Here is a 2,895-nt window from a genome sequence, read left to right as displayed (position 1 = left end):
TAGAAAAATTCATGCAACGACGTCTAATGGGTTTGAAATTAAAGTTTTAGGATTTTTAGTAGCAATTGCAACAAATTTTTTAATAAATTAGTTATTTGCAACTTACATTAATATAATTTCTTTCAACTCATGATAAAAAATTAATAACTTCCCATCTCATCTTAACTTTTCCAAGCTTAGAAGTTTTTTCTGCTATTCATGATTTTGACATAGGCAATAAAAATCATTTAACAAAGTGGGAAGCCACTGTTATTCCACATTCCCTTCAGCATTAATCAGAAATTTCTCGAATACGGCTACGGTTAGAAGATTAGATCAAGGAATGCAAAGAAGACAAATCCGTTCGATTTTTATTAGATAAAAAATCAGGATTTAGTCATTGGTGTCTGTCATTTCATGCAAATTTTTCGAAGGCTTTTCTAAGTCTGTTATTTAGATTACAAGATCGACTATTAATATGAAGGTTAAGGATTTATGTTTGAAGCATTAGAAATGTCAATTCAATATATTTTTGAAGAACTTAAACCTCCATAGAATCATGTCCAATTACGTGGCCTATGGATACGAGAAATGCAAAGCTTTTAAATCGATTAGGATTTGTGATTGAGGGTTATGTCAAAAACTCTCTTTTAATTAACCACCAATGGAAAAATCACATCCTCGCAGCTTTTTCTGTAAAAGAATGGCGCAGCCTAAAAGTACATATCCGCAGAAAAAAGATTATTGATAATTTTTGGTAGTGCTAAATAGGTAAGGCTCTCAATTGTCTATTGTGATCACAAATAAAATATTTTATTAACTAAATGGGATTAGTTAGCTTTTTAGAAAATGAAAGTGTTTTCCTTACAAATCTTTCATACCTTTGTCTTAAGAGTACAATTAAATCTTTCTACGTCGCTTGTCTGGCCAGATAGCTTGCTAACTGCTTGATGTTTGCTCCAAAGAATGGTTTCATCATAGACATTAAATTTATCCGTGAAATAGAGGGCTTTTTTTAAGGATTCAGGTCGTTTGCAAAAAGAAGCTCAGCGGTTTTTTTGTCCCGAGGATCTAATTACCTAGCCAACACTTGGCAACTTTTTTATGAAAAACGAACCATAGCCACAGATCATTTTTCTTATTTCCTGCCAAACTCCATCGCTCGTCTCCTTCAAATTTAGCCACTTCTAGCTCATCGCCCTCATGACAAGTGACTTGTACATTTAAATCCCGAGGTAAATCATTGATAATAAAATCAATTCTTTGTTTGTTAATAATTTTAGCCCCATTATTTACTACAATTTGAATTAAGACATTAGTTTATCCAATTAGAGTAGTTTATTGGAATAGCTTTACTTATTTAGTACTACCGAAATATGTGATATGCTAACGACGAAAAACAAAATGAATTAAACAAAAAAATATATTTTAGTATCAATGCAGGTACCAGCATATCTAGAAAAATAGAAAACTTCAAATTCCTATGGAATACTATGTTGGGGCAGCAATTGGCTATAAACTGTCCGATTTCCGTTTTGAATTAGATTCATCCTTTCAAAGATTTCTTGAAAAGAAAACAAACCATACTTATGTGGTGCGTGGAGGAATTAGTATGGCAAGCAATGGCTGGAGTGAAATATTTCCTTTACCGAAATACCGAGCTCGGTATTGAATAACGCTTATTACAGCAAGAAAGATAACCTGTATTACAAAGAGTTGGTTTGTCTTTAACACGCTATTTCTAATTTTAACATTTAGAACAAGCCAAAATCCAGCTTAACGAGTAAGCAAAGTAATAAAACTTCGAAGAAGTGGCCTTTTAAAAAGGCCGCTTCCATATTTTTAGCTATAGGAATTATAAGAATAGCTTAGATCGCATTCTTTTTTAAATTATGCTCGATTTGAATTGCCTAATAAAACATGTTGAGCAAATTAAAGTCTATCTTCCTCTTAATAAAGATTTGTCCGCCATATACATATATTATAAATCCCTTTTCATTTTATCTTTAATAAAATTTTTTAGTTGCCATTTTTGAATCAATTTAGCCTAGAATAAAATAACCTTATTAAATATAATTGCGATTATTTAACTAATCATCTTCTCTTAATAAAGATAGAGGCTTTATGCAGATTTCTTTAAAATCCCCTATAGAAACTTTACCTGAAGAAACGAAGGTTGCCATCTTTAATCAACTTAAGAGCCCAAAAGACCTTGCCATGGCTTCTTTAGTTAGTAAAGCCTGGCAACAGCTAGCAGAGGATCCCTCCCTATGGAAAGCCCAGTTTTGTCGCCAATGGAAAAAGTTGACATTTTCGACCCGCCCTACCTTAAATTCAAATTGGAAGAAAATTTATAAAAAAAAGCACCAAATTCTAAAAGAAGTCAAACGTAACAAACCCACATTATGTGAAGATCGATGTAAGCATGACACCTACCAATTACCAGGTTTTGCAGCAAGTGGAACGGTTAAATTAAAGGTAGAAAAAAAAGTAGCTTTCATCCAAGTCACTTCTGGGACTGCTCAAGTTTATTCTCTTGAGGAAAAAGGCTGTCAATTAGTTTTTGATAACCTAAAAGACGAAAACTCTCGTTTGATCCACTATCTAGAAGGGCATATGATCCAAGTGACGCAAGAAGGTTTTCTTTACCGCTGGCCACTCAAAGAACCTTTTCCTTCGCAACCCTTAAGCAGGGTGGAAAATTTTGAGGAAGCCCATGTTGACCAAGAGTTGCTTATTTTAGTGTTGCCTCAGCGCAAGCAATTTGCCATTTTTAATATAGAAAATGGCTTAAAATGTTACGAATCTCCCCTTTTCCACTCTCCCATCCGCTCGCTCGATTGCCGCGATAACCAAATTTTGATTCAATGTGAAGATGGCACGCTTTATTTTATCAAAGCTATTCGAAAAGAGAAT

The 2,895-nt window shown here is 33.5% G+C and carries 3 protein-coding genes and 2 pseudogenes; 4 read left to right on the top strand and 1 reads right to left on the bottom strand.

The features are described from left to right. A pseudogene (locus tag TY19_RS14075) lies at positions 1-91 on the top strand (IS982-like element ISPasp3 family transposase); the annotation flags it as partial. A 466-nt stretch (positions 92-557) separates the two neighbouring features. Beyond that, a complete protein-coding gene (locus TY19_RS19535; protein WP_052354779.1) occupies positions 558-740 on the top strand; it encodes a hypothetical protein in 183 nt (60 codons plus the stop codon). A gap of 59 nt (positions 741-799) precedes the next feature. On the opposite strand, the pseudogene TY19_RS12735 reads toward TY19_RS19535, so the two are convergent. Next, positions 800-1,239, bottom strand: a pseudogene (locus TY19_RS12735) (IS1 family transposase); the annotation flags it as partial. 223 nt (positions 1,240-1,462) lie between these two features. Here TY19_RS12735 and TY19_RS15200 point away from each other — a divergent pair. Together TY19_RS15200 and TY19_RS04580 are read left to right on the top strand one after the other, a co-directional pair. Then, the gene (locus TY19_RS15200; RefSeq protein ID WP_148300634.1) at positions 1,463-1,651 is read left to right on the top strand and encodes a hypothetical protein; all 189 of its coding nucleotides are present in this window, start codon (positions 1,463-1,465) and stop codon (positions 1,649-1,651) included. A gap of 452 nt (positions 1,652-2,103) precedes the next feature. Further along, a partial coding sequence (locus tag TY19_RS04580) for an F-box protein (protein ID WP_042280579.1) occupies positions 2,104-2,895 on the top strand: 792 nt, incomplete at its 3' end.

It is taken from the genome of Candidatus Protochlamydia sp. R18 (genome assembly GCF_000648255.1).
Classification (GTDB): domain Bacteria; phylum Chlamydiota; class Chlamydiia; order Chlamydiales; family Parachlamydiaceae; genus Protochlamydia; species Protochlamydia amoebophila.
The sequence above is the reverse complement of the archived record's forward strand: the minus strand, read 5'-3'. Positions and strand labels throughout refer to the sequence as shown.